Here is a 25,274-nt window from a genome sequence, read left to right as displayed (position 1 = left end):
TGCGAGAGCGGCCCCAGTGAACTCTCAGCAGTCCCAGCACTCCCGGCCCGCGCCGAGCCCGGACCTCCTCGCCCCACTGGACCTGGCGTTCTGGAACATCGAGACCGCCGAACACCCGATGCACCTGGGCGCGTTGGGGGTGTTCGCCGCGGGGTCGCCGGGCGACGCCCAGCACGCGCTGGAGCTTCTCGCCGCCCGGGCCCCCGCCGTCCCCGGACTGCGGATGCGCATCCAAGGGGTACGGATCCCCGTGGGCGGCGCGGCGCGTGTGCCCGTACCCGACTTCGACCCGCTCGACCACGTACGGCTCAACGAGCCCACCGCGGACTTCCACGCGGCGGCCGGTGCCCTGATGGAGCGGCCCCTCGACCGGGCGAGGCCCCCGTGGGAGGCACATGTCCTGCCCGGCGCGGACGGCACCTCGTTCGCCGTCCTGTTCAAGTTCCACCACGCGCTGGCCGACGGACTGCGGGCGCTGACGCTCGCCGCCGGGGTGATGGACCCGATGGACCTGCCTGTCTCCCGGACGACGCCCGCCGCCGAGCCGCCCCGCGGGCTCCGGCTGCCGTTTCCCGGCATGCGTGACGTCCGGCTCGGCGACCTCGACCCGCGCAAGCTGCCCGGCCTCCTGCGGGACAGCGCCTCCAGCGCCGTCACCGCCCTCGACATCGGCACCTCCGTCGTCCGCGCCACGTGGGACGTGCACACCTCGGCCGCCTTCTCCTCGAACGCCACGGGCACCCGCCGCACGGAGGGCGTCGTCCTGGAACTCGACGATGTGCACCGGGTCCGCAAGACGGTCGGAGGCACCGTCAACGACGTCCTCATCGCCGTCGTGGCCGGGGCCCTGCGGCGCTGGCTCGACGAGCGCGGCAACGGCAGCGACGGAGTGCGCCCGCGAGCCTTGATCCCCGTCTCGCGGCGCCGTCCCCGTACGGCCCATCCCCAGGGCAACCGGCTCTCCGGCTACCTGGTGAAGCTGCCGGTCGACGAGGGCGACCCGCTTGCCCGGCTGCGCTCCGTCCGCACGGCCATGGACCACAACAAGGACGCGGGCCCCCAGCGCGGCGCCGGTGCCGTGGCCCTGCTCGCCGACCATGTGCCGCCGCTCGGTCATCTGATCGGCGGGCCCGTCGTCGCCCACGCGGCCCGGCTCCTGTTCGACATCCTGGTCACCAGCGTGCCGCTGCCGAGTCTCGGCCTGCGGCTCGGCGGCTGCCCGCTCACCGAGGTCTACCCGCTCGCTCCGCTGGCCCAGGGCCAGTCCCTCGCCGTGGCCGTGTCCACGTACCGGGGGCGTGTGCACTACGGCCTGGTCGCCGACGCGGCCGCGGTCCCCGACCTGGAGGTACTCGCGACCGGCATCCGAGAGGAACTCGCGGCCCTCGTGCGGGCCTGCGAGGTGGAGGAGCGGCCCGTCTGACACGGGCGGGGCGCCCGGCGCGTGGCGGCTTGGCGCCACGGCGCCTTTCCGCCCGCTCCGGGCGCCCCGCACGGGCCCACGCGCTGCCATCCTTCCGTCCATCCGACCAGGTGGACAAGGGAGTTGGACAGTGCCCTCTTCGTGGCAAGTGCCCTCTGCGCGGCCCCCGATACCCAGCTCGACGCAAAGACCCGGTTCCACAGACAGGCCCGTATCGGCACAAAGACCCGGTTCCGCAGACAGGCCCGGATCGGCAGACGGAGCCGGCTCCACGGCCGGTTCGCCACGCGGCGCGAAGCGGTCCGCACGGCGCGGCAGATGGTCGGCGGCGGGCGCCTCGGTGCTCGCCGCCCTGCTCGTCGGCGCGGCGATACCCGCGACCGCCGCCGGGGACGCGCCCGTCTTCGCCGACCCGGGCGCCCGGGCGACCCCGACCGGCGGCCGCACCGTCACTCTCCTCACCGGCGACGTCGTCACCTACAGCGGCAGCGGCAACTCGCTCCAGATCGAGCGGATCGTGCCCGGCGAGGGGCGCGAGGGCATGGGCTTCACGCGCCACCACGTCGACGGCCACGAGTACGCCGTCCCGATCGACGCCGCCGAGCAGATCGAGCGCGGACACGTCGACCAGCGGCTCTTCGACGTGACCGAGCTCGTGGCGTCGGGGTACGGCGACGGCGACACGAGCGCACTGCGCCTTGTCGTCGGCGACGCGCCGTCCGTCGCGGGCGGGCCCCGGGCGCCCGAGCACGCGCGCGTGGCCGACCGGTTCGACACCGCGCGGGCCGCCGTGCTCTCCGTACCGAAGAAGAACGCGGGCGCCGTCTGGGAGCAGCTCGCCACCACCTCGACCGCCGCCCGGTCCGCCGGCATCGGCAAGGTGTGGCTCGACGGACGGGTGAAGGCCGACCTCGACGAGTCCGTGCCGCAGATCGGTGCCGACGAGGCCCACCGGCGCGGCGCCACCGGCAAGGGCGTCAAAGTCGCGGTCCTGGACACCGGCTACGACAAGGGACACCCCGACCTCAAGGGCCGGGTGGTCGCCGAACAGGACTTCACCGAGGACGGTGAGGGCGTTCAGGACCACCATGGCCACGGCACCCACGTCTCGTCGATCGTCGCAGGGACGGGCGCGGCATCGAGCGGCCGGTACGCGGGCGTCGCCCCCGGCGCCGACCTCGTCGAGGGCAAGGTCCTCGACAACAGCGGCCGCGGCTACGACTCCTGGATCATCGCCGGCATGGAGTGGGCGGCCGACCAGGGCGCCGGCATCGTCTCCATGAGCCTCGGCGCGAACAGCGCTTCGGACGGCACCGACGCGATGTCCGCGGCCGTCGACCGCATCTCCCGCGAGCACGGCACCCTCTTCGTCATCGCCGCGGGCAACACCGGCGACCGCACGATCGGCGCGCCCGGCGCCGCGGACGAGGCCCTCACCGTGGGCTCCGTCACCAAGTCCGGGGCCCTGTCGTCCTTCTCGTCGCGCGGCCCCCGCGAGGGCCGCTGGGCGGTCAAGCCGGAGATCGCCGCGCCGGGCAGCTCCATCGTCGCGGCCCGCGCCGCCGGCACCCTCGGCGACGCCGCGGTCAGCTCCTCGTACGCGTCCCTGTCCGGCACGTCGATGGCGACGCCCCATGTCGCGGGCGCGGCGGCGCTGCTCAAGCAGAAGCACCCGTCCTGGACCGGACAGCAGCTGAAGTCGGCCCTGGTCGGCGCGGCGTCCGACGTGCGGGGCACCACCGTCGACGAGACGGGCGGCGGGCTCGTCGACGTACCCGCGTCCCTGGACGCCGAGGTGACGGCCGCACCCGCCACGCTCGCGGCCCGCGCGTCGGGCAGTGACGAGACCCGCGAGATCACCTGGACGAACACGACCGGCAAAGCGGTCCGCCTCCACGTCACCTCCGACAGCGACCTGGTGAGTCCCGGTCAGGGGAGCGTCACCGTCCCGGCCCGCGGCACCGCCACCACCACGGTGCGCCTCGCCCTCGCGCAGGTGGGCGCGGGTGCCTCGTTCGGCGGGCACGTCGTCGCCGACTGGCCCGGCAAGGGGCAGGTGAGCGTCCCCGTGTCCGTGACGGCCGCGGACGAGTCCGGAGTCCTCACCCTCACCGGGCCCGCCCCGCGCGAGGGCGCCGAAGACACCTCGACCACCGTCGTCGTCCAGAACGAGAAGACCGGCGACTCCCTGCTCACCGGCGTCAGTGGCACCGGATCGCGCAACGAGACGCTCCCGCGCGGCAGTTACCGACTTCTCGTCAGCACCTGGGAGTACGACAAGGTCGGCAGGACCGTCGTCGGCCTGACCGCGATTCACTCCGTCCGGCACGTCACCCTCGGCGAGAGCGCCACCGTGCGGCTGTCGACCGACGGCGCCAAGCCCGTACGCATGGGCGTCGACGACGCGGGAGTGCGCACCACCACCAGCGGCGCGACCGGCCTCGTCTCCTCGCTCGGCGGCGCCGACACCGGCCTTGTCGCCACCAGCGCCGCGGGACCGTACGCGGTGCAGGTGGTGCCGACCCCTGAAGGGGAGACCTACGACGGACTGATGCTGTTCGGCGGCACATCCTGGCAGCAGCGTGAGATCGACGCGCACGAACCCGGCGGAAAGCCCGGGGACCTCGGGCTCCAGCTGTCGCAGTACAGCATCTACCGCTGGACGGGAAGCGTCACCGGCACGGTGACCGACATCGGCGGCGGCACGGACGAGGAGCTCGCCGGCAAGGACCTCAAGGGCGCGATCGTGCTGTGGCAGCCCACGAAGTCCTCGCCCTCGGTCAACAACCCGATCTACCAGAAGCTCACCGACGCGGGCGTCGCCCTGATCCTGTACCAGGGCTACGGCCTGTCGGTGTACAAACCGACGCCGATCGCAGCCGTGAACGCGGAGTCGATGCCGTTGCTGAAGGACCGGCTCGCCCAGGGCCCGCTGACGCTGACCGTCGACGGCGTCGACACCTCGCCGACCGCGTACTTCCTCTTCCACAAGAGCGACGGTGCGATCCCCGCGGGCGCCGACTGGTACGACCGCCGGGCGGACCTCGCCCGTATCCGCACCACCGAGCGCACCCACGGCTACCCGGGCGACCCCAAGGGCCTGTACGCCTGGACGACCTGGCACGGCCTGCGGCTCGTGCAGCAGATGGCGCGCTACCGGGTGCCCGCCACGCAGGACGTCTACGTCACGCCGGGCGTGCCGTGGACCACGGCGACCTTCCACTACCAGTACGACGTCGGCGACGCCGTGTTCCCGCTGGGCACCCTGCTGACCGCGCCCACCGTGTACGCAGCGGGCCGCACCTACGCCGACGACTGGATGTCGGCGCCCTTCAACCCGGCGCCCGGCGACAGCTCCGTCGTGCGTGACGGCGACAAACTCCGGGTCGCCCTCCCGGTGTTCTCCGACGCGGCCGGGCACCAGTCCGAGTACGCGCCCCAGGCCGACCAGGGAACCACGGTCCTCGCCGCCGACGACGGCACCGTCGTCGACAGGAACGACCGCCCGGGCCAGGCCGTGTTCGACCTGCCGCGCGGCGACCGCTGGTACCGCCTCACCGTCGACGCCCGGCGGGACGGCGGCGACCCTGTCACCTGGCAGCTCGGCACCCGCGTCACCAGCGAGTGGCGTCTGCGCTCGGGCCATGCGGCACGAGCCACGCCCGCCCGGCTCGTCGACCTCGACTACGACCTGCCGCTCAGCGGTACCGACTCGGTGGGAGCGAAGGACGACTTGACCTACACGGTCGGCGCCGCGAAGGGGGCCAGGCCCGTCACCTCGCTCAAGGTCTGGTACGCCACCGACGGCGCCACCTGGCACCGGGCCGCCGTGGTGCGCGGTGACCAAGGGCGCTGGAAGGTGACGGTCCCGGCCGCCGGTACGGCCAAGGTGTCGCTGCGCACCACAGCCACGGACACTTCCGGGGCCGCACTCACCGAAACCCTGACCGACGCCTACAACTCGGGCTGCCCCGACATGTGGTGCGGTGAGCAGGGCTGATTCCGGCCCTTGATCAGGACCGGGCCCGCTGAGCGATGATCGGTGCATGACCGACGCACCAGGATCGCTCGGCGGGCTCGGCCTCGACGCCGACGAGGAGAAGCTCTACCGGCGCCTCGTCGAAGAAGGGCCCGCGGACGCGGGCCCCGACCCGGCCGCCGTCCGGCTCCGCGCCCTCGGACTCGCCGACGAGGCCGACGGTCTGCTCACGGCCGTATCACCCCAACTCGCCCTCACCGAACTGGTGCTGACCCAGGAGCGCGCCGTACTCCGGGCCAGGGCCGGGGTGGAGGAGCTCACCGAGATCTTCCGCAGGCGCACCGCGACCGCCGGCCCGGCCCTCGAAGTGGTGCGGGGACGCGAGCGCGTCGGGCGCCTCATCCAGCACCGGCTGCGCGGGGCCCGCGGCGACGTCCGCTTCTTCGCCAAGCCGCCCTTCGCCGTCATCGGTGTCCAGGACACCAGCGACGCCGACGAGGCGGATCTCAGCCGGCGCGGCGTCCGCGAACGTCTGGTCATCGAGCGCGCCGTCCTCAACGAAGCCGGGGCGCCCCAGGAGATCCGGGCCTCCCTCGACCGGGGCCAGGAGATCCGGTTCACACCCGAGCTGCCCTGCAAGCTGCTCATCACCGACGACGACCTCGCCGTCGTCCAGCTCGACGCGAGCGGGGGCGACGGGGACGGGGTCCTGCTAGTGCGCCCCGGCGGGCTGCTCACCTCCCTGATCACACTCTTCGAGCTGCAGTGGGAGCGTGCGGTGCGCCTGCGCGAAGACGGCGCGGGCCGGCTCACGCCGAGCCCCGCCACGGCCGACGAACTCCCCGACGAGGAGGACCGCAGACTGCTCGCCCTGCTGCTCGCCGGGCACACGGACGCCTCCGCCGCCCACCACACGGGCCTCGGCCGCCGCACCGTGCAGCGCCGCATCCGCCGCCTGATGGACCTGGCGGGCACCGACTCACGCATCCAGCTGGGGTGGTACGCCCGGGACAGGGGATGGTTGTAGGAGGCAAGGGGTGGCTGCCAGGGCGGCGGGCGCGATGCCCCCGCTCAACGGTCACGTGTCTTCCGCCACACGGGCGTCGCGCCCTGGTCGTGGCCCTGTCCCGGTTCGCCCTGCGTGAGCCGCCGTACCGGACCGAGGCCCAGGACCGGCGTTCCCGGCCCGGTCCCGGAGCGGGATAAACTACCCACTTGGCGGAGTGTCGACAGCACGCTGTAAGGTTCCGCCTTTTGGGAGTATCCGCGGTCACTCACAGCACGCCGCGGTCCGAGTGACGCGAGGAACGCAGCGGCGATGACGACGACAGAGGACAGCCCGATGGGCGCCACCGACGCCACGGTGGTGTCGCAGGATTCGTTCGGCCCCGGGATCGACCCCGAGCGGCTCGCCGTCTGCCTGAGCGTGCTCGACGAACTCGACAAGCTGGATGTCGACCACCCCGACGCGATCCAGGTCCGACGGGCCACGGCCGGTGTCTACCGCACCGTGAAGCAGCGCCGTCGCCAGGAGCGCCGCGCCGCGAAGACCGCCCACGACAAGGCCGTCACCGAGGCGACCGCGACCGGCTCCGCCGAGCGCATCGACGACGAGACCGAGGGCCTCCTGCCGTCCTCGCAGGTCCAGGAAGGCAAGCTCGCGGGGATACTCCAGCGCCCCCGCTCCTGCTACACCTGCAAGGCCCGCTACGTCGAGGTCGACTACTTCTACCACCAGCTCTGTCCCGAGTGCGCCACCGTGAACCGCGCCAAGCGCGACATCCGCGCCGACCTCTCCGGCAAGCGCGCCCTGCTCACCGGCGGCCGCGCCAAGATCGGCATGTACATCGCGCTGCGCCTGCTGCGTGACGGCGCGCACACGACGATCACGACGCGGTTCCCCAAGGACGCCATCCGCCGCTTCAAGGCGATGGACGACTCGGCGGACTGGATGGACCGCCTCGAGGTCGTCGGCATCGACCTGCGGGACCCGGCCCAGGCCGTGGCCCTGGCCGAGCAGGTCGCCGAGCAGGGCCCGCTGGACATCCTCATCAACAACGCGACGCAGACCGTGCGCCGGCTGCCCTCCGCGTACGCGGCCCTCGTCGAGGGCGAGAGCGCCCCGCTGCCGGCCGGTGAGCTGCCCGCCCACCACGTCATCGGCGCGTTCAACTCCGGCGCGGTCGACGGTCTGACCGCGCTGCCCGCCGGTATCTCCGGCATCGACGCCCAGAAGGTCGCCGACCTCGCCCTGGTCGCGGGCAACGCCAGCATCGCCCGGCACCGCGACGGCAGCGCCATCGACGCGGGCGGCCTCGTCCCGGACGTCGTCGAGAGCAACACCTGGGTGCAGACCATCGAGCAGATCTCCCCGGTGGAACTCCTCGAGACCCAGCTGTGCAACTACACGGCGCCGTTCATCCTGATCAGCGCGCTGCGCCCGGCGATGGCCGACGCCGCGAAGAAGGCGTCGAGCGGACGCGCCTACGTCGTGAACGTCTCGGCGATGGAAGGCGTCTTCGGCCGCGGCTACAAGGGCGCGGGCCACCCGAACACGAACGCCGCGAAGGCCGCCATGAACATGGTGACGCGGACCAGCGCCCAGGAGATGTTCCAGTCCGACGGCATCCTCATGACCTCGGTCGACACGGGCTGGATCACCGACGAGCGCCCGCACTACGACAAGCTGCGCCTCGCCGACGAGGGCTTCCACGCCCCCCTCGACCTGATCGACGGCGCCGCCCGCGTCTACGACCCGGTCGTCCGCGGCGAGGCCGGCGAGGACCTGTACGGCGTCTTCCTGAAGGACTACGCGCCCGGCAAGTGGTAACGCCCCACAGGGCCTGTCTTCACCTTCCCGACCGACCCATGGGGCCCGCCCTCCGGGCGGACGACGGGAAGATCAAGAAAGGTCCTCGGGCATGCCCGGCAGCCGCTGACGGAGCTGCTGGTGGACGGCATCGGTCAGGCCCGGCGACGCGGCTCTGACCCTGGTTCCGCCGTCCACCAGGAGGTCGGCGCCCGTCACCCAGGCCGCCTCGTCCGACACCAGCCAGCGCACCGCCCGGGCCACGTCCTCAGGCTCCCCGATCCGGCCCAGCGGCAGCCCCGTCGCCACGGACTCCTCGGCGTGCTCCCACACGAAGCGCGCCATCTCCGTGCGGACGAGCCCGGGCGAGACGGAGTTGACCCGCACCAGCGGGGCCAGTTCGCCCGCGAGTTGCTGCGTCAGATGCAGCAGCGCCGCCTTGCTGGTGCCGTAGGCGCCGACGCGGGGGCCGACGTGCCCGGCGCCCTCGGTGCAGATGTTCACCACGGCTCCGCCGTGCTCCGACATCCAGGCCCGCCAGGCGCACTGCACCAGCCGTAGCGGCGCTTCCACGTTGACGGTGAACGCCTCGCGCCAGGCCTTCGGATCCGCCTCCATCAGCGGCCCGTACGGTTCGTTGGTGGCGGCGTTGTTCACCAGGATGTCGAGCCGGCCGTACGCGTCGAGCGCCCGCTCCGTCAGCTCCCACAGATGCGCGGGATCCGCGACGGACCCGGCCAGCCCCGTGGCGTCGGCGCCGCTCTTCGTCAGCGCGGCGACGGTCTCGCGGACCCCGTCCGGATCGCGCGCCGTCACACACACCCGCGCCCCGGCACCCGCGAGCGCCACGGCGACGGCCCGGCCGATGCCCCGCGACCCCCCGGTCACGACGGCGACCCTGCCTTCCAGCGAGAGCTCCGAAGTCATGGGCCGTACCGTCTCATGACGGAGCGTCAGTCAGACATGTCAACCATGTAGGGATGGTGTGAAGTTGGTGGACCGATGCGCCTGCGCCACCAGCTCCATCACCGGCCGCCAGTCCTCCATGACCCCGGCGTCGAGGCCCACCACCTTGCCCGCGTCGTCCGCCTGACGTAGCGTCACCGCATCGTCGGCCAGCGGGTCATGGGCGAACGCCGCCGCCTCCTCGGGCGTCATGGGCCCGCCCTGCGTCTGCAGCGTCAGCGCGCTCTGCGGCGACAGACCGCGCGCCGGGTCCGATGCCGCCAGGTAGCGCTTGGCCGGGACGTGCAGCTGCACCAGGCGCGCGACCCGCTCCCCGAGCAGCCCCCGCACCGCGGCCGCCGCCGTGTCCGCGTGACCCGCGTCGTCGCCGGGGCGCAGCAGGTGGCCTATGTCGTGGACGAGCCCGGCGAGCTGGAGCTCCTTGTCGCTGGGGTGGCCGCGACGCAGCAGCGCGGCGGTCTGCAGCGCGTGGTCGTGCAGGTCGACGGGGTCGCCGCTGCGGTCGGGGGTGTCCCACGCGCCGCGGCAGGCGTGCAGGAGATCCATCAGCTCGTCGACGCTGCGCAGCTCGACCCGTGTCATGCGCGACTCCTCCCTGGGACCGTATGCCGGTGTTCCGGCAGGAGACCATGGCCATCTTTCGCCGCGGACAACGGGACATTAACGGCGCGTCCGGACCGGCGATAGGCTGACCGCAGACAGTGATCTTCAGTGGTGGCGCGGCGCCGGGGCCGAGAAGGAGACGGGTACGGATGGCAGGTGGGCAGTCCCCGGCGGTGGACGAACCCCGTGATCCGGACGTCGATCTGCGCGCACCGGCCCGCAGGCGTGCGACCCTGCGCGCACAGGGCCCGATCGTGGCGGTCGTCTCGCTCGGCGGCGCCGTGGGTGCCTGCGCCCGCTACGGCGCCGCGCTCCTGTGGCCCACGTCGCCCGGGGCGTTTCCCTGGACGACGATGTGGGTGAACGCGCTCGGCTGTTTCGTGATCGGCGTGTTCATGGTGATCATCACCGATGTGTGGGCGGCGCACCGCCTGGTGCGGCCGTTCTTCGGCACCGGCGTCCTGGGCGGCTTCACCACGTTCTCGACGTACGCGGTGGACATCCAGCGCCTGGTGGACGGCGGCCGGGTCCGCACGGGCCTGGCCTGTCTCGCGGCGACGCTCCTGGCGGCGTTCGCGGCCGTGGGGCTCGGAGTGGCGCTGACGCGCCGCGTACTGGCGTGGAGGAAGCGATGACACGACTGACCGGGCGTGCCCTGCGACTGACGGTCTTCGTCGGGGAGAGCCACACGTGGCATCGCAAGCCCCTGTACAGCGAGATCGTGCACCGGGCGCACAAGGCGGGGCTCGCGGGGGCGAGCGTCTTCCGTGGCATCGAGGGGTTCGGGGCGTCGTCCCTGATTCACACCTCGCGGCTGCTCTCGCTCAGCGAGGACCTGCCGGTGGCCGTCGTGATCGTCGACACCGAGGCGCGGGTCCGGGCGTTCCTGCCGGAGCTGGACGAGCTGGTGTCGCAGGGTCTGGTCATGCTCGACGACTGCGAGGTCATCCGGTACGTGGGCCGGGAGAAGGGCGAAGCGCGAGCGTGAACTGGCTCCTGGTGATCGCCGGCGCGATGGTCGGCGCACCCTTGCGCTATCTCACCGACCGGGCCGTGCAGACCCGTCACGACAGTGTCTTCCCGTGGGGGACGTTCACGGTGAACGTCTGCGGCTGCCTAGTGCTCGGCCTGCTCACCGGCGCCGTCGCCGCGGGGGCCGCTTCGTCGCGGGTGCAACTGCTCATCGGTACGGGTCTGTGCGGGGCACTGACCACGTACTCGACGTTCTCGTACGAGACCCTCCGCCTCGGCGAGGACGGGGCGCGGCTCTACGCCGTGGCCAACGTGGCCGCGAGCGTCGCCGCCGGTCTGGGCGCCGCCTTCACGGGAGCCGCACTCGCCGACGCCCTCTGGGGGTAGGTCCAAAAAAAGGGGGCGCGAAAGTCTGAACGCCACGCCCATCACGTCCGTACCCTCCCGTACCAACAAGTAGCTCGCCCCCGCGGCGAGTTGACGCCGGTATCGGGAGGACTGCTTGCGACGCATCAACGGGACCGCGCTCATCTTCGCCGCCCTGGTCGCCACCCTGGGCGCACTCGCCTTTCCGATCTGGTCGTACGCCGACCGCTCGGGCACCGGGGCGGCCAACCTGAACGCGGGCAGCGTGGCCACCCAGTGGGGTCCCCTGTCGGCCACCGACCGGGACTTCCTGGTCAAGGTGCGGCTCGCCGGGCTCTGGGAGATACCGGCCGGCCAGCAGGCCCTGGAGCGGGCGCCGACGCAGGCGATCAGGATGGCGGGCGACCACCTCGTCGTCGGCCACACCGACCTCGACAAGCGTGTCCGCTCGGTCGCGGGCCGGCTCGGGGTGGAGCTGCCGAACCAGCCCAACCCGCAGCAGCAGGGCTGGCTCAACGAGCTGACCGCCGCGAGCGGCAAGGACTACGAGAACAAGTTCGCCAACCTGCTGCGCGACTCCCACGGCAAGGTCTTCGCCCTGATCGCCCAGGTCCGCCACACCACGCGCAACACGCTTGTCCGGGAGCTGGCCACCGACGCCAACCAGACCGTCCTCGACCACATCACGATGCTGGAGAACACGGGCGACGTGGACTTCGACGCCATCGCGAACGAGGCCGCGGGGAGCGCCACCGCCAGCCCCACCGGACCGCCGCCCCCGGGAGGCGTGCTGCCGCCCGCTCCGAGGCCCGCCGAGCCTTCCGGTTCGCCCGATGTGACCTCGCAGCCGTCGGCCGAGTCGACCGACGATCCGGGGCGAACGATCAACACGGCCCGGCCGGACCCCACCTAGAGCATTTTGTTCGGATCATGCCGGGCTCGGGTCCCTGTCACCGCTCTCAGGTCCGGCCTGATCCGAACGAGAGGCCCTCGTCGTCGCCCAGTCGGGTGTCATGTCGCCGGTGGCCGAATGAATCCCCGGCGACTCCCAGCCGTCTCTCTGGTTTCGGCCCCATCGAGCAGGACCCTGCTCATATGGTTACTCTGTCTGTAGCCGACGTACAGCACAACGTGGTCCTACCAGTACCCGTGGTCCGTCGCGGGACGGCCTCATCCAGGGTCGCCCATGCAGAAAACCGGCGCCACCGCGCCCGAACCGGTATCGAAACCAGGCCCGACCGGGCGCCGGACGCCCGACGGGAACGCCGGGGCGGACGCGCCGGCCAGGGTTACCCGACACACAAGGAGTGCGCGGTGACACCAGAGAAGACGAAGAGCGAGCAGCGCCCCCGGGAACGCGCGGAGCGCGCGGGACGGCGGCCCGAGAAGCTGGGCAGCCTCGACGTCTGGGCCCGCTCGGCCCCGATCAGGCTCGCGGGCTACGAGGACGACCTCGCGGAGCCCCATATCCTCCCCAGCGTGGACTGACCGGCCGCCGGCCCCGTATCCGTCCCTGAGCGGCCTCGTGCCAGACTCACGTACATGCTGATCAGGGACGCGGAGGACAAGGACTGGGCGCAGATCTGGCCGTTCTGGCGGCAGATCGTCGGATCCCGCGAGACGTACGCCTGGGATCCGGGCACCCCCGAGGCGCAGGCCCGGACCCTGTGGATGGGTCCGGGCAAGCGTGTGTATGTCGCCGAGGTGGACGGCGCTGTTGTCAGCTCGGCCTACGTCGCGCCGAACTACGGCGGTCCCGCCGCCGGCATCGCGAACGCGGGCTTCATGGTCGACCCCGCCCACGGTGGCCGCGGCATCGGCCGCGCCCTCGCCGAGCACGTCCTGGAGCGCGCGAAGGCGGACGGCTACCGCGCCATGGTGTTCAACGCGGTCGTCGAGACCAACCCCGCCGTCGGCCTGTGGACCTCCCTCGGTTTCACGATCCTGGGCACGGTTCCGGACGCGTACGAGCACGCCCGGCACGGCCGGGTGGGGCTGCACATCATGTACCGCGCGCTGTGACGCGTCGGCCCCCGGCGGCGCCAGGGGCCCGGAGACCGGTTTCGCGCCTTCTTCGCACGCGCTGACAGACGGCCGTTTTCGGACATTCGTTGCGGGCGTCGCTCCGAGCCCGGCGTCGACGCGCGGTCATCGGATCACTCTCTCAACTACCGCCTCTGCGCGGCCCATTGACGCGCTCACGGACCCCCACCATCATCAGACCTCCGATGAATGCCCAGCCTTGAGCCGCATCAGGGAGTGCTGAGTATGAGTTCGTACCCAAGACGCCAGGTCCTCGGGACGGCCGCGGCCGTGGCAGCCGCGGCCGCAGTACCGCTCGCCGCCGCAGGCCCCGCGGCCGCGTCCGGCGCGGCGGCCACCGCCGGGACCGCGCCCGCGGACACCGTCTGGGGACCCGTCCCCGACCCGGTGCCCGTTCCGCTCGACGCCCACTTCGACAACGACGGTGTCGACACCTCGGCCGCCCGCGGAGGCGACTTCGACGGCAGCGGCTACACCTTCCCCGGCGAGGAACTGCCCGCAGGGCCGGTCGAACTCGACGGGATCGCCTACGCCTTCCCGTCGTCGGCGGCGGGCGCGAAGAACAACATCGTGGCCATGGGCCAGCGCGTCGACCTCCCCAAGGGCCGCTATCTGTCCGCTCTGTTCCTGACCGCCGGCAGCTACGGCAACGCGTCCGGCAGCGCGACCGTCCACTACGCCGACGGCTCCACCACGAGCGCCGGACTCGGTGGGGCGGACTGGTACTCCTCCGGCGGGCAGCTCTCCGCCCCCTACCGTTACAAGCCCGACGGCACCAAGGACGGCAACCGCGTCGGCATCGGCACCAGTGAGGTCCCCCTCGACCCGCAGCGCGAGGCCGTCGCGATCACCCTGCCGAAGCTCAACCCGGCCGAGGCCGGCAAGACCGCCCTGCACGTCTTCGCGCTCTCGCTCCAGCCGGCCGCGCAGGGCCGGGCGCTGGCGCTGCGCGACGCGCACTCCACGTTCTCGCTCCTGGAGTCGACCGGCGCGCAGAGCGTCGAGGCGACCGTCGTGAACGCGGGCACCGTCGGCATCGTCACCGCCGACGCCCTCACCGTCAGCGTCGACGTGCCCGGCGCGCGCACCGTCGAGCCCGCCCGCGTCACGCGCCTCGCCCCGGGGGAGCAGGCCCGCGTCCGCGTCGGCATCCGCAACCGCGCGGGCACCGCGCCCGGCACCGTCCAGGACGGCAAGGTCGTCGCCACCGGGCGCGGGCGCCGGGCCGCGGCCAGCTCCAGGAAGCTCACGCTCGGCGTCCCCGACTACGAGCCGACCGACGCGTCGCTCTCCGGCCACCAGGCCCCGTACTGGTTCCACTCCGCGAAGTTCGGCATCTTCATCCACTGGGGCGTCTACTCGGTGCCCGCGTGGGCGCCGGTCGGCAAGCAGTACGCCGAGTGGTACTGGGACCAGATGCAGGACCCGAACAACCCGACGTACGCCCACCACAAGGCCGCGTACGGCGAGGACTTCGCGTACGACGACTTCATCCCGATGTTCACCGCGAAGAAGTGGGACCCGCGCGCGTGGGTCGAGCTGTTCCGGGACGCGGGCGCCCAGTACCACGTCCTCACCTCCAAGCACCACGAGGGCTTCGCGCTCTGGGACACCAAGCTGTCGGACCGCAACTCCGTGAAGATGGGCCCCGAGCGGGACATCATCAAGGAGCTCTTCGACGCGTCCCGCCGCTACACACCCGAGCTGCACCGCGGCCTGTACTTCTCCATGCCCGAGTGGTTCAACCCGGACAACCCGTGGATGGGGCACGCCCCGCGCAACCCGTACACGCTGGAGCCCGTCCCCTACACCGGCTACACGTCCGGCAAGGACTATGTGAAGGGTTTCCAGGCCCCGCAGATGCTGGAGCTGATCCACGACTACGACCCGCAGCTCCTGTGGTGCGACATCGGCGGCGTCAACGACTCGCACCACGTTCTCGCCGAGTTCTTCAACCACGGCAAGAACCGCCCGAAGCCCTACGAGGTCGCCGTCAACAACCGCTCCGGGATCGGCTTCCACGACTTCACGACGCCCGAGTACACGACGTACGACAACACCGTCGTCGCGAAGTGGGAGTCGAGCCGCGGACTCGACCCGTACAGCTACGGCTACAACGCCGAGACGCCCGACGACCGCTACATGAGCACCGAAGAGGTGGTGCACAGCCTCGTCGACATCGTGTCGAAGAACGGCAACTTCCTCCTCGACATCGGACCGCGTGCCGACGGCACCATCCCGGAGATCATGCAGACCCGGCTGCGCGAGACGGGCCACTGGCTCAAGACCAACGGTGAGGCCATCTACGACACCACCTACTGGTCGCGGATGGCCCAGCTCGGCGAGGACCTGCGGTTCACGGTCAGGCCGAACAAGGCGTTCTACATCCACTCGCTCGCCGAGCCGGGCGCGCAGCTCACCGTCGAAGCGGCCGTCCCGGTCCGGCCCGGCGACAAGGTCACGCTGCTCGGCCACGACCGACCGCTCAACTGGCGTACCACGGGCGGCTCGTTCGTCGTGGACGTGCCGGCGGCGGCGCGCGCGGCGGGCGAGCACGTGTGGGTGTTCAAGGTGGAGTGGAAGGGCTGAGACCTGCCCGGGTGACCCGTGCGCGAGCAGCGGCGGGCGGTGGGCCTGAGGGTCCGCCGCCCGCCGTGTGTTCGGCAGCGCCCAGACCGCTGATTCATCCGATGAGTTTTGCGAGATGTCCAAGCAGTTGCTGGGAAGGATCCATTGACACCCCCGCCGAAGGGCTTGAATCATCGGATCTCATGACGGATCCGAGCTCCACCACGGCGCCCCGGCGTCGCAGACACCGACTGATCGGCACCGTAGCGGCCTTCCTGCTGCTCGCGGCACCGGCCCCCCTGGCGCGGGCGGCATCCCAGGACCCCGTGCCCCAGACCTTGCCGAGCCTCACCAACTGGACCCCTGGGCACGGCACTTACTCCTACGGCCCCGGAGCGCGCCTGGTCGCGCACGACGCCGCCTCGCGCCGCGTCGCCGCCACCCTCGCCGATGACCTGCACGCCGCGGGCAAGGGCACCGTGCCGGTCACCGGCGGTCCGTCCCGTACCGGCGACATCGTGGTCGACGTCGAGCCGTCACGGAGCGGATCCCTGGGCGCCGAGGGCTACGAACTCCGCGCCGGGCAGCGGCTGGAGATCACCGGAGCGGCCGAGGCGGGAGCGTTCTACGGCACCCGCACCCTCCTCCAACTCCTCGCCCAGAACGACCGGGTGCCGGCCGGACGCACCGTCGACGTGCCCCGGTACAAGGAACGCGGCGTCGGCGTCTGCGCCTGCTACGTGCACATCTCCACGGACTGGATGGAGAACCTGGTGCGCGACATGGCGTACCACAAGCTCAACCAGCTGCTCGTCGAACTGAAGGTGAAGAGCGACCGCCACCCCGAGGCCAACACCTGGGGGTACTACACCAAGAGCGAGATCCGCCGCCTCGTCGCGCTCGGCGAGAAGTACCACGTCACCATCGTTCCGGAGATCAACTCCCCGGGCCACATGGACCCCTGGATCGAGAACCGCCCCGACCTCCAGCTCACCGACTCCGACGGCAAGCCGCAGCCGTCCCGCCTCGACATCACCGCACCCGCGGCCTTCGACTACTACAAGAGCCTCATCGACGAGTACGGCGAGGTGTTCCCCGCCAAGTGGTGGCACATGGGCGCCGACGAGTACATGCTCGGCTCGGACTTCGCCAAGTACCCGCAGATCGCCGCGTACGCGAAGAAGAAGTACGGCGAGAACGCCACGCCCCAGGACGCGTTCATCGACTTCGTCAACCGCGTCGACGCCTACGCGGCGAGCAAGGGCAAGCGGCTGCGCATCTGGAACGACGGCCTGACCGGCGCCAACACCGTCCCGGTGACGGCCGGTACGACCGTCGAGCACTGGCTCGGCGTCAAGGTGAAGCCCAGTGAGCTGATCGCGCAGGGGTACCCCGTGATGAACGCCGCCTACTCCCTCTACCTCGTGCGCGGCGGCTTCCACACCGATACGCACAAGCTCTACGACGAGCAGTGGGACCCGCGCAGCTTCGAGGGCGAGAAGCTCGCCTCGCGCGAGGGCATCACCGGCGCCAAGATCAGCCTGTGGCCCGACAACGGGCGCGGCGAGACGGAGAACGAGGTCGCGCAGGCGGCCCGGCTGCCCCTGAGCCACATCGCGCAGACGACGTGGAGCGACCCGCACCCCGACGCGACGTACGCCGGCTTCACCGCACGGGCGGAGGCCGTCGGCCGGGCACCCGGACAGCGGGACCTGACACGGCAGCCCGTCGCCGACGGCAACTACACCCTCGCCGACACGCGCCACCGCACTCAGGCGGCCGGCTTCGAGGTCACCCGCACCCCGGACGGCTATCTGACCCTCCGGTCGACCGAGACCGGCAGCTGCCTGGAGACCCGCAGCGGAAAGCTCACCCTGAACGTGCCGCTGCAGCCCGGCTCCGCGGTCACGCAGGAGACCTGCGACGCGAAGAACACCCTTCAGCGCTGGCAGGCCTCCCGCTCCGGCCATGGCTACGTGCTCACCAACGCACTCACCCGCATGACCCTGGACGCGACATCCGACGGACGTCTCGTGCAGAACCCGCCCGACCAGCAGACGCCGACCATCTGGACGCTGACCCAGCGCTGACCCGAAGGGACCCCACCCGCAGATGACCGTCAGCAGACGACTCTTCCTGGCCGCCGCCACGACCACGGCCGTGGCAGCCTCGAGCAACTCCCTCGCCCTGGCCGCCCCGGCGGCGACCGCCGCCACCGCGGCAGAACCCCATTACCGCATCCCCGTCAGCGCCACGGACTCCCCGCAGGAACTGGTCGCCAAAGCCTCCCGTGTGCGCCCGACGAAGCGTCAGATCGCCTGGCAGAGCCTGGAGAAGACCGCCTTCCTGCACTTCGGCGTGAACACCTTCACCGGCCTCGAATGGGGCACCGGCGACGAGGACCCGAACGTCTTCCAGCCGACGGGCCTCGACACCGACCAGTGGGCACGCGCGCTGCGCGACGGCGGATTCAAGCTCGCCATCCTCACGGTCAAGCACCACGACGGCTTCGTCCTCTACCCGTCCCGCTACACCAAGCACAGTGTCGCGTCGAGCAGTTGGCGCGGCGGTGACGGGGACGTGCTGCGCTCCTTCGCCGACTCCATGCGCAAGCACGGCATCAAGGTCGGCGTCTACATCTCGCCCGCGGACGAGAACCAGTATCTCGACGGCGTCTACGCCAACGGCAGCGAGCGGTCCGCCCGTACCATCCCCACGCTCGTGGACGGCGACGACCGGGCAGGCGGCGACCCGCGCACGTTCACGCTCGACGCGACGGACTACGGCGCCCACATGCTCAACCAGCTCTACGAGGTGCTCACCGAGTACGGCCCCGTCGACGAGGTGTGGTTCGACGGCGCGCAGGGCCGCATCCCGCCGGAGAAGGTCGAGACGTACGACTGGGACAGCTGGTACACGGTGATCCGCGCGCTCGCCCCCGGCGCCACCATGGCCGTGCGCGGACCGGACGTGCGCTGGGTGGGCAACGAGGGCGGACTGGCGCGCGAGGACGAGTGGAGCGTCGTCCCGGTCAAGGACTCGGGCAACGGAAGCGTCGACTACGCCCTGCGCTACGACGCGCCGGACCAGGGCAGCCGGGACGCGCTCGCGCAGTCGCGCTCCGTGGCCCAGTACCTCCAGTGGTGGCCCGCCGAGTGCGACGTGTCCATCAGGCCCGGCTGGTTCTACCACGCGGACCAACAGCCCAAGACCGTCGACCAGTTGGCCGACATCTGGTTCCGGTCCGTGGGGCGCAACTCCGTGCTGCTGCTCAACATCCCGCCGGACACCGACGGGCTGCTGCCCGCGGCGGACGTGGCGCGGCTCAAGGAGTTCCGCGAGCGCATCGACCGCGAGCTGCCCGAGGACCTGGCGGACGGCGCCCGCGTGCGCGACGATGGCGCGGGCACCCGCACCGTCGACCTGCGCACCGCCCGGCAGGTCGACCGGATCCGGCTTGCCGAGGACATCCGGCACGGCCAGCAGGTGGAGCAGTTCGTCGTCGAGGCGAAGTCCGCCGGTGCCTGGACGGAGGTGGCGCGGGCCGGGACGATCGGCGCGAGCCGCGTCCTGGTCCTGCCCGCACCGGTGACGGCCCGTGAGTGGCGCCTGCGGGTCACCCAGGCACGCACCGGACCGCATATCGCCCGGTTCGGGCTGTACCGCTCCCGGGTCTGAGCCGGGAGAAGGTGCGTGGGGCGGCCCGCCGGACGCGGGCCGCCCCACGCGTGCGAGGATCGGCCGGATCGGTCCAGTGCGTGTACGAGGCGGAATCATGACTGCGGAAGACGTGACCCCGAAGGCTTGCTGCGCCGCGCGCCGCGAAGACGGCGGCGAGCCGCGGCCCGTGCCGCTCGCCCCGACGGCCCGGCGCGCCTCCGGCAAGGGCATGGTGACCCTGCCCGGCGGCACGTTCCGCATGGGCAACGAGGACGACCGGGCCAACCCCGGCGACGGTGAGAGCCCGGTCCGTGAGGTCACCGTCGGCCCCTTCCGGATCGACGAGCACGCCGTCACGAACGCCCAGTTCGCTACGTTCGTCAAGGACACCGGCTTCGTGACCGCCGCCGAGCGGTTCGGCTGGTCGTACGTCTTCGCCGGCTTCCTCGACCCGCGCCTCGCCCGTGCCACACCCGCACCCGCCGGCACCCCCTGGTGGCGGGGTGTCGAGGGCGCGACCTGGCGCGCGCCCGAGGGACCCGGCTCCGGGATCGGGGACCGGTCGCGGCACCCGGTGATCCACGTCAGCTGGGACGACGCGAGCGCCTACGCCGCCTGGGCGGGCAAGCGGCTGCCCACCGAGGCCGAGTGGGAGTACGCGGCCCGCGGCGGCCTCGACCAGGCCCGCTATCCGTGGGGCGACGAGCTGACCCCGCGCGGCCACTGGCGCTGCAACATCTGGCAGGGCGAGTTCCCCGTCGTGAACACGGGCGAGGACGGCCACACCGGCACGGCGCCCGTCGACGCCTACCGGCCCAACGCCTACGGCCTGCACAACACCGTCGGCAACGTGTGGGAGTGGGTCGCCGACCGGTTCACCACGGACCACCCGGCCGCGCCCCTCATCGATCCGCGCGGCCCCGCCGAGGGCGACACGCGCGTGATGCGCGGCGGCTCGTACATGTGCCACGACTCGTACTGCAACCGCTACCGCGTGGCCGCCCGCACCGCCAACACACCGGACTCCAGCAGCGGGAACTGCGGTTTCCGGTGTGCGGCGGACGTGTAGGAAGCGGTCACCGGGCGGCGTACACCCGCTCGCCGCCCACGAACGTCTCCAGGACGCGCGTCGCGCCGATCTCTTCCGTGGGCGCCGCGAACGGGTCCCGGTCGAGCACCACCAGGTCGGCGAGGCGCCCCGCCGTGATCGAGCCCGTCACGTCGTCCAGGTGGTTCACGTACGCGCTGCCCGCCGTGTACGCAGTGAGCGCCGCGTCCAGGCCGATCCTCTGCTGCGGCAGGAACACCGGCGTGCCGGGCGCCGCGTCGGGCAGGACGCGGTTGACCGCGACATGGATGGCCTCGATCGGGTCCGGGCTGCTGACCGGCCAGTCGCTGCCCGCCGCGAGCGTCGCCCCCGAACGCTGGAGATCACCGAACGGGTACTGCCACGCGCTGCGCTCGGGGCCGAGGAACGGGATCGTCAGATCGTCCATCTGAGGCTCGTGCGCCGCCCACAGCGCCTGCATGTTCGCCGTCGCGCCCAGCTCCCTGAACCGGCCGATGTCGTCGGGGTGGACCACCTGGAGATGGGCGAGGTGCGGACGCGTGTCGGTGCGCCCGTTGGCGGCGCGCGCCGCCTCGACGGCGTCGAGTGCCTCGCGCACCGCCCGGTCGCCGAGGGCGTGGAAGTGCACCTGGAAGCCGCGCGCGTCGAGCTCGGTCACGTACTTCTGGAGGTCGAGCGGCGGGACGAAGCTGATGCCGCTGTTGTCGGAGGCGCAGCCGCAGCCGTCCAGGTAGGGGCCGAGGAGGGCCGCCGTCCCGTTCTCGGCCACGCCGTCCTGCATGATCTTCACCGTCGTGCAGCGCAGCCGCCCGCGCGTGCCGGCCGCGCGACGCGCCACGAGCTCGTCGATCTGCTCGGTGCCGCGCGCACGGTCCCACCACAGCGAGCCGACGACCCGCGCGGTGAGGCGCCCGTCCGCGGCGGTCGCGAGATACGCGTCCGTGGGGTCGGTGAGGTTGGCGTGCTCGCCGAGGAGGGCGTCCTGCCACGCGGTGACGCCGAGGGAGTGCATCAGGGCCTGGGCCCGCAGCAGGCCCGTGATCCGCTGCTCCAGCGTGACGGGCGGCAGCAGCCGTCCGATCAGGTTGGCCGCGCCCTCCTGGAGCATGCCCGTCGGCGCCCCGTCGGCGTCGCGCTCGATGCGGCCGTCGGCGGGGTCGGGGGTGCCGGAGTCGATCCCGGCGGCTCGCAGGGCGCGGGAGTTGACCCAGGCGCCGTGGTGGTCGCGGTTGACGAGGTAGGCCGGGCGGTCGGGCACGAGGGCGTCCAGCTCGGCGGCCGTGGGCAGGCCGCCGGGGAACGCCTCCATGGACCAGCCGCCGCCGGTGATCCACTCGGTGTCTGGGTGCGCCTGCGCGTAGTCGGAGATGCGGCGCCGGTACTCGTCGAGGGTCGTCGCGCCGCTCAGGTCGCACTGGCCGAGCTCCAGGCCGCCGCCGACCGGGTGCGCGTGCGCGTCCTGGAAGCCGGGGATGAGCAACTTGCCCTTCAGGTCCACCACTTCGGTGGCCGGACCGACGAGTTCGCGTACCTCGTCGTGGCCCACGGCGACGATCCGCTCGCCGCGTACGGCGACCGAGGTCGCGCGTGACCGGGCGGGGGAGAGGGTGTGGACCGGGCCGCCGGTGAAGACCAGGTCGGCGGGGGCGGTGTCGGGCATGGGACGTGACTCCTTGCGGTGAGTGAGGGAACGGGCCTTGTCAGGAAGGTTCGGCGGTCAGGGTGACGGTCTCGGGAGCGGTGGCACCGCCCTTGACGAAGTACGGGGAGCGGCGCACGTACTTGGCGTACGCGGCCATCACCAGGCCGGACGCGACGATGGCGAGCGGTACGGACAGCATGAACCACCCGTTGTCGGGGCTGAGTTCGAAGCTGTCGCTCATCGTCACGTACGAGCGGGCGAGGTAGACGCCGATCCCGAGGAGCGCGAGGGCGCTGACCCCGGGCGCCACGACCGCGCGCAGCGCACCGGACAGCGGGCCGCGCAGGGCGGCGCGGAAGCGGACCGCGCAGGCGAGTGCCGTCAGGCCGTAGTACAAGGCGACGACCAGGCCGATGGAGTTGACGGCGGCGAGGATCATCTCGTTGAGCTTGGGGATGGCCAGTGCCAGTGCGGAGACCGCGGCGGAGATCGACATGATGAGGACGGTGCCCAGGGCGGGGGACCCGTAACGCGGGCTGACGCGGGTCCATACCTGGCCCATCGTGCGGTCGCGGCCCATGGCGAGGAGGCCGCGGGCCGTCGGGATGACGCTCGACTGGAGCGAGGCCACCGCGGAGAACATCAGCGCGAGCAGCGGAAGCGTCGCCCACGGCTCGTCGGCCAGCTTCGCGCCCAGATACGTCAGGCCCTGCGGGCCCTGGGCGACCAGCTCGGGCAGGCTCATCTCGCGCTGGAAGGCCACGGCGCCGTAGAGGAACATCGCGAGCATCGTGAACAGCGCGATGAAGCCGCCCCGGCCGGCGTCGCGCACGTTCTTCGTCTCCTCCGTGACGCTGAACGCCGCGTCCCAGCCCCAGAAGAAGAACACCGCGAGGACGAGACCCTGGGCGAAGGCCGTGCCGTCGTGGATCGCGAAGGGGTTCAGCCACGACCAGTGGAAGGCGTGGCTGCCCGAGATCAGGGCCCAGCCGCAGAACGCCAGCAGGACCGCGTATTCGAAGACGAGCAGCCAGGTCTGGAGCCGGGTGGCCTTGCGGACGCCGGTGATCGCCGTGTACGTCACGACGGCCAGCACCAGGAGGCCGACCACTGTGCTCAGGGCCGTCGAGTTCGGGTCCAGCGTGAATCCGAGGGCGTGGTGCCAGCCGGCCTTGTTCGCGAACTGGAGGAAGACCGATCCGGTCACGGCGCTGGTGTACGCCATGAAGATCACCGTGCCGACCAGGGTGACCCAGCCCGTGATGAAGCCGGGCCACGGGCCGAGCGACTTGCCGACCCACACATAGCCGCTGCCCATGTTCGGCTCGGAGCGGTTGAGGCGGGCGTAGGCGGAGGCGATGCCCAGGATGGGGAGGAACGCCACCAGCAGGATCGCCGGGGCCTGGAGGCCCACCGTCGCGGCGAGCGCGCCCATGCCGATCCCGATGCTGGTGGTGGCCGCGGTACTGGACGCGGCGATGGCGACGCCGTCGACGACACCGAGGGAACGGCGCAGGCCAGGGGGTTCGCTGCTCATTCGGACACTCCTGAAACCGGAGGAGGGGAGGGAGGGTGCGATCAAACAGGCCTTGTCAATGTTGCGTCAATGGTGTTGACATAAGGCGAACGGGCCGCGCGCACGGAAGGGGATCGGGGTATGACCGAAGGACGGATTCCGGTGGAGCGGCGGCGCCGCAAGCCGACCAAGTCGGGGGTGCTGCTCTCCGGTGAGCTGATCGTCGACTGCGCCCTGCGCCTGGTCGGCCAGCACGGGCCCGACGCGCTGAGCGTGCGCAGGCTGGGCACCGCGCTCGGCTGCGACCCGAGCGCGGTCTACCGCTACTTCCACAACACGGACGACCTGCTCCTCGCCGTCGCCGACCGGATCATCGGCGAGAGCATGGCCGGCTTCACGCCTGGCGGCGACTGGGTCGCGGACCTGCGGAGCATGGGGCGACGGATCCATCGGGCCTACAGCGAGCACCCCCGGATCGCCGCCATGGCGGCGTACCGGGTGACGCGTCGCATCAACGAGGTCAGAGCGGTGGAGACGGGCATCGGGCTGCTGCGGAGCGCGGGCTTCGACGCGGCCACGGCCGTGCGGTTCTACGCGGCGTTCGTGGACACGGCGCTCGGGCACGCGGCCCTGGACGCCTCCCATCTGGCACTGCCGCCCGAGCGGCGCGCCCAGGACCACGGCGCCTGGACGGACACGTACCAGTCGCTCCCGGCGGAGACGTACCCCCAACTCGACGCCGTCCGCCAGCACTTGCCCCTCATGGCGCAGAGCTCCTTCGGGACGGCGCTGGAACTGCTCCTCTCCGCGCTCGCGGCACAGGCGCCGCGCTGACCCTCCCTCGTGCGGGGCGTGGTCAGGCCGGTTCGGCGTCGAGCTGGCTGCGCATCCAAGCCTCGACCTCGCCCACATGGGCCGCCGCCGCGGCGCGCGCCGCCTCCGGATCACGGGCGACCAGCGCGCGGTGGATGCGGGCGTGCTCGCGGCCCGTGCGCTCGAAGGCGCCCTCTTCCTGGTAACCGCGCCACACGCGGGCCCGGAAGGTCCGTGACGACAGCCCCTCCAGGATCGCGGCCATCGTGTCGTTGCCCGCGGCCGTGGCGATCGCCCGGTGGAAGGCGAGGTCGTGGGAGAGGATCTCCTCGGGGTCGTCCGTCGCCGCCATCGCCGCCAGGTGCAGCTCCACCTCGGCGAGTTGCTCCGGTGTGATGCGCGCGGCAGCCAGCGCGGTCGCGGTCGACTCGAGCACGCGGCGCACCTCCATCAGCTCCACGAGACGCGCGCCGCGCGAGAGATCCGCGACGACGCCGAAGGTCTCCAGGAGATCCCCGGCGTTCAGCTGCGTGACGTAGATACCGGATCCGTGCCGCGCCTCCAGCACGCCGAGGACCGTGAGTGCCCTGATCGCCTCGCGCATGGAGCTGCGCGAGATGCCGAGCTGGGTGGCCAGGTCGCGCTCCGTGGGCAGCCGCTGGCCCGGCTCGAGCAGTCCCTCGCCGATCATCGCCTTGATCTGCTCGATGGCCCGCTGCGTCACGGTGCCCTTCTGCGGGGCGGTCTGTTCCACGGACGCTCCTCAATATGCCGGATGCGCCGCAGTCTAGCCAGAGATGTGGTCCGACCACTACGGCTTGAAACACGGAAAAGTTGGCGACGAG

The 25,274-nt window shown here is 71.9% G+C and carries 20 protein-coding genes; 15 read left to right on the top strand and 5 right to left on the bottom strand.

Features of this window, described 5'->3' with window-relative positions:
* Positions 1–16 precede the first annotated feature (16 nt).
* The 4 genes from ACFC96_RS04790 to ACFC96_RS04775 all read left to right on the top strand — a co-directional run bounded on the left by ACFC96_RS04790 (position 17) and on the right by ACFC96_RS04775 (position 8,232).
* Positions 17–1,423: a wax ester/triacylglycerol synthase family O-acyltransferase gene (locus tag ACFC96_RS04790; protein ID WP_340457310.1), complete on the top strand. Its 1,407-nt coding sequence runs from the start codon at positions 17–19 to the stop codon at positions 1,421–1,423.
* Positions 1,424–1,763: 340 nt separating this feature from the next.
* Positions 1,764–5,423 carry a S8 family peptidase gene (locus ACFC96_RS04785; protein WP_376610232.1) on the top strand — a complete coding sequence of 1,220 codons (3,660 nt, stop codon included), beginning with the start codon at positions 1,764–1,766 and terminating at the stop codon, positions 5,421–5,423.
* 46 nt (positions 5,424–5,469) lie between these two features.
* Positions 5,470–6,429, top strand: coding sequence for a hypothetical protein (locus ACFC96_RS04780; protein ID WP_340457307.1), 960 nt, complete (start codon positions 5,470–5,472; stop codon positions 6,427–6,429).
* A gap of 291 nt (positions 6,430–6,720) precedes the next feature.
* Positions 6,721–8,232, top strand: a complete 1,512-nt coding sequence (locus ACFC96_RS04775; protein WP_376610231.1) for an SDR family NAD(P)-dependent oxidoreductase — start codon at positions 6,721–6,723, stop codon at positions 8,230–8,232.
* Between the two features lie 72 nt (positions 8,233–8,304).
* On the opposite strand, the gene ACFC96_RS04770 is transcribed toward ACFC96_RS04775, so the two are convergent.
* Together ACFC96_RS04770 and ACFC96_RS04765 are read right to left on the bottom strand one after the other, a co-directional pair.
* Complete coding sequence (locus tag ACFC96_RS04770) at positions 8,305–9,138, bottom strand: SDR family oxidoreductase (protein ID WP_376610229.1); 834 nt, start codon at positions 9,136–9,138, stop codon at positions 8,305–8,307.
* 39 nt (positions 9,139–9,177) lie between these two features.
* Complete coding sequence (locus tag ACFC96_RS04765; RefSeq protein WP_376610227.1) at positions 9,178–9,759, bottom strand: inositol oxygenase family protein; 582 nt, start codon at positions 9,757–9,759, stop codon at positions 9,178–9,180.
* Positions 9,760–9,929: 170 nt separating this feature from the next.
* Between ACFC96_RS04765 and ACFC96_RS04760 the strand changes: the two genes are divergently transcribed.
* The 10 genes from ACFC96_RS04760 (at position 9,930) to ACFC96_RS04715 (ending at position 20,458) form a co-directional block, all read left to right on the top strand.
* A complete protein-coding gene (locus tag ACFC96_RS04760; protein ID WP_340457303.1) occupies positions 9,930–10,415 on the top strand; it encodes a CrcB family protein in 486 nt (161 codons plus the stop codon).
* Positions 10,412–10,768, top strand: a complete 357-nt coding sequence (locus tag ACFC96_RS04755) for a DUF190 domain-containing protein (RefSeq protein WP_340457302.1) — start codon at positions 10,412–10,414, stop codon at positions 10,766–10,768. Before ACFC96_RS04760 ends, ACFC96_RS04755 begins: the two co-directional genes overlap by 4 nt.
* A complete protein-coding gene (crcB, locus tag ACFC96_RS04750) occupies positions 10,765–11,139 on the top strand; it encodes a fluoride efflux transporter CrcB (RefSeq protein ID WP_376610225.1) in 375 nt (124 codons plus the stop codon). Before ACFC96_RS04755 ends, crcB begins: the two co-directional genes overlap by 4 nt.
* A 115-nt stretch (positions 11,140–11,254) precedes the next feature.
* The gene (locus ACFC96_RS04745; RefSeq protein WP_376610224.1) at positions 11,255–12,031 is read left to right on the top strand and encodes a DUF4142 domain-containing protein; all 777 of its coding nucleotides are present in this window, start codon (positions 11,255–11,257) and stop codon (positions 12,029–12,031) included.
* Positions 12,032–12,432: 401 nt separating this feature from the next.
* Positions 12,433–12,606, top strand: a complete 174-nt coding sequence (locus ACFC96_RS04740) for a hypothetical protein (RefSeq protein WP_340457299.1) — start codon at positions 12,433–12,435, stop codon at positions 12,604–12,606.
* A 54-nt stretch (positions 12,607–12,660) separates the two neighbouring features.
* A complete protein-coding gene (locus tag ACFC96_RS04735; RefSeq protein WP_376610222.1) occupies positions 12,661–13,140 on the top strand; it encodes a GNAT family N-acetyltransferase in 480 nt (159 codons plus the stop codon).
* Between the two features lie 246 nt (positions 13,141–13,386).
* Positions 13,387–15,750 (top strand): alpha-L-fucosidase, encoded by a 2,364-nt coding sequence (locus ACFC96_RS04730; protein WP_376610220.1) that lies wholly within the window; start codon positions 13,387–13,389, stop codon positions 15,748–15,750.
* 182 nt (positions 15,751–15,932) lie between these two features.
* Positions 15,933–17,819: a family 20 glycosylhydrolase gene (locus ACFC96_RS04725; protein ID WP_340457295.1), complete on the top strand. Its 1,887-nt coding sequence runs from the start codon at positions 15,933–15,935 to the stop codon at positions 17,817–17,819.
* Positions 17,820–17,841: 22 nt separating this feature from the next.
* Positions 17,842–19,407: an alpha-L-fucosidase gene (locus ACFC96_RS04720; RefSeq protein ID WP_376610218.1), complete on the top strand. Its 1,566-nt coding sequence runs from the start codon at positions 17,842–17,844 to the stop codon at positions 19,405–19,407.
* Positions 19,408–19,504: 97 nt separating this feature from the next.
* Positions 19,505–20,458 carry a formylglycine-generating enzyme family protein gene (locus tag ACFC96_RS04715; protein ID WP_376610216.1) on the top strand — a complete coding sequence of 318 codons (954 nt, stop codon included), beginning with the start codon at positions 19,505–19,507 and terminating at the stop codon, positions 20,456–20,458.
* A gap of 7 nt (positions 20,459–20,465) precedes the next feature.
* Here the strand turns inward: ACFC96_RS04715 and ACFC96_RS04710 are convergent, their stop codons facing one another.
* Complete coding sequence (locus ACFC96_RS04710; RefSeq protein WP_376610215.1) at positions 20,466–22,118, bottom strand: amidohydrolase; 1,653 nt, start codon at positions 22,116–22,118, stop codon at positions 20,466–20,468.
* Positions 22,119–22,158: 40 nt separating this feature from the next.
* On the bottom strand, positions 22,159–23,637 hold the full coding sequence (locus ACFC96_RS04705) for an APC family permease (RefSeq protein ID WP_376610213.1): 1,479 nt from the start codon (positions 23,635–23,637) through the stop codon (positions 22,159–22,161).
* A gap of 120 nt (positions 23,638–23,757) precedes the next feature.
* Between ACFC96_RS04705 and ACFC96_RS04700 the strand changes: the two genes are divergently transcribed.
* Complete coding sequence (locus ACFC96_RS04700; RefSeq protein ID WP_376610211.1) at positions 23,758–24,450, top strand: TetR/AcrR family transcriptional regulator; 693 nt, start codon at positions 23,758–23,760, stop codon at positions 24,448–24,450.
* Positions 24,451–24,472: 22 nt separating this feature from the next.
* On the opposite strand, the gene ACFC96_RS04695 is transcribed toward ACFC96_RS04700, so the two are convergent.
* A complete protein-coding gene (locus ACFC96_RS04695) occupies positions 24,473–25,183 on the bottom strand; it encodes a FadR/GntR family transcriptional regulator (RefSeq protein ID WP_340457697.1) in 711 nt (236 codons plus the stop codon).
* Positions 25,184–25,274: the final 91 nt, after the last annotated feature.

Origin of the sequence: Streptomyces sp. NPDC055955, from assembly GCF_042270245.1 — a bacterium.
Taxonomy (GTDB): domain Bacteria; phylum Actinomycetota; class Actinomycetes; order Streptomycetales; family Streptomycetaceae; genus Streptomyces.
This window is presented reverse-complemented; position numbering and strand designations above follow the sequence as displayed.

Excerpts from the sequence above, each read along its gene's own strand:
- ACFC96_RS04780 (WP_340457307.1), top strand. The coding sequence starts at position 5,470 with ATGACCGACGCACCAGGATCGCTCGGCGGGCTCGGCCTCGACGCCGAC.
- ACFC96_RS04755 (WP_340457302.1), top strand. The coding sequence starts at position 10,412 with ATGACACGACTGACCGGGCGTGCCCTGCGACTGACGGTCTTCGTCGGG.
- ACFC96_RS04700 (WP_376610211.1), top strand. The coding sequence starts at position 23,758 with ATGACCGAAGGACGGATTCCGGTGGAGCGGCGGCGCCGCAAGCCGACC.
- ACFC96_RS04720 (WP_376610218.1), top strand. The coding sequence starts at position 17,842 with ATGACCGTCAGCAGACGACTCTTCCTGGCCGCCGCCACGACCACGGCC.
- ACFC96_RS04705 (WP_376610213.1), bottom strand. The coding sequence starts at position 23,637 with ATGAGCAGCGAACCCCCTGGCCTGCGCCGTTCCCTCGGTGTCGTCGAC.
- ACFC96_RS04760 (WP_340457303.1), top strand. The coding sequence starts at position 9,930 with ATGGCAGGTGGGCAGTCCCCGGCGGTGGACGAACCCCGTGATCCGGAC.
- ACFC96_RS04710 (WP_376610215.1), bottom strand. The coding sequence starts at position 22,118 with ATGCCCGACACCGCCCCCGCCGACCTGGTCTTCACCGGCGGCCCGGTC.
- ACFC96_RS04735 (WP_376610222.1), top strand. The coding sequence starts at position 12,661 with ATGCTGATCAGGGACGCGGAGGACAAGGACTGGGCGCAGATCTGGCCG.
- ACFC96_RS04770 (WP_376610229.1), bottom strand. The coding sequence starts at position 9,138 with ATGACTTCGGAGCTCTCGCTGGAAGGCAGGGTCGCCGTCGTGACCGGG.
- ACFC96_RS04715 (WP_376610216.1), top strand. The coding sequence starts at position 19,505 with ATGACTGCGGAAGACGTGACCCCGAAGGCTTGCTGCGCCGCGCGCCGC.
- ACFC96_RS04765 (WP_376610227.1), bottom strand. The coding sequence starts at position 9,759 with ATGACACGGGTCGAGCTGCGCAGCGTCGACGAGCTGATGGATCTCCTG.
- ACFC96_RS04775 (WP_376610231.1), top strand. The coding sequence starts at position 6,721 with ATGACGACGACAGAGGACAGCCCGATGGGCGCCACCGACGCCACGGTG.
- ACFC96_RS04725 (WP_340457295.1), top strand. The coding sequence starts at position 15,933 with ATGACGGATCCGAGCTCCACCACGGCGCCCCGGCGTCGCAGACACCGA.
- ACFC96_RS04730 (WP_376610220.1), top strand. The coding sequence starts at position 13,387 with ATGAGTTCGTACCCAAGACGCCAGGTCCTCGGGACGGCCGCGGCCGTG.